Raw genomic sequence first — 890 nt, 5'->3', positions numbered from 1 at the left:
ACGCTGCAGAGCGGAACGCTGAGCGTGCCGCTGACTTTCACCCTCGACGGCACGCCGGCGACCACCGCGGCGACGGTGACCCTGGGCGGCGATACGCTCGGCGTCCTGACGATAGCGACCGACGCCAATGGCGATGCGACATGGACCTTCAACCCGGCGCTCGATGTCGCCGGTCAACCGAGCTTCACCTTCACGGCGACGGTGACCGATACCGACGGCGACGTCGCCACCGACAACCACACCATCACCATCACCGACGGCGCCAACCCGCAGAATGCGACGGCGCAGAATGTGAGCCTCGACGAAGCTCATCTGAGCGACGGTTCCGACCCGACGCCGTTGGCCCTGACGCAGGTCGCGACGCTGAACTTCACCGCCGGTTCGGACACGCTGACGAACTTTGCCTTCACCGGCTTCGCCGGGCTGACCACCGACAGCGATACCAACACGGCAGGAGTGGAGATCTCCTGGTCGATGAACCCGGCCGGCACCGTCATCACCGGAACGGTCGACGGTCAGACGGCGATCACCCTGACGCTCGGCGGGGCGAGCTCGATCGCGCCGAACGGCAACGGCAATGTGACGGTCACCGTCGTGCTGGCGGATGAGTTCCACAACCTGTTCGGCGACGACGTCGCCACCAGCCTCAATCTCGGCTCGGTCACGGTGCAGGGCTCGGACGGCGACGACACCGTCACCGGGGTGGTCAATGTGACCGTCATCGACGATGTGCCCAGTGTCGAGATCGCGGAATCCGACGGCGGCTCGGACGGCGCCGACAGCGTTGCGGAGAATGGGCCGGACCTGACGGGTGCGATCACCATCACCGAGGGCGCCGACCAGGATGCGACGTTGACGGTGACGCTGCAGAGCGGAACGCTGAGCGTGCC

At 66.6% G+C, this 890-nt stretch carries 1 protein-coding gene; it reads left to right on the top strand.

Features of this window, described 5'->3' with window-relative positions; all coding sequences use genetic code 11:
* Positions 1–890, top strand: an 890-nt coding sequence (locus tag EK386_RS20275; protein ID WP_218939080.1) for a hypothetical protein, incomplete at both ends; no start/stop codon positions are given.

This window comes from Lysinibacillus antri (genome assembly GCF_003977595.1).
Classification (GTDB): domain Bacteria; phylum Bacillota; class Bacilli; order Bacillales_A; family Planococcaceae; genus Ureibacillus; species Ureibacillus antri.
The sequence above is the reverse complement of the archived record's forward strand: the minus strand, read 5'-3'. Positions and strand labels throughout refer to the sequence as shown.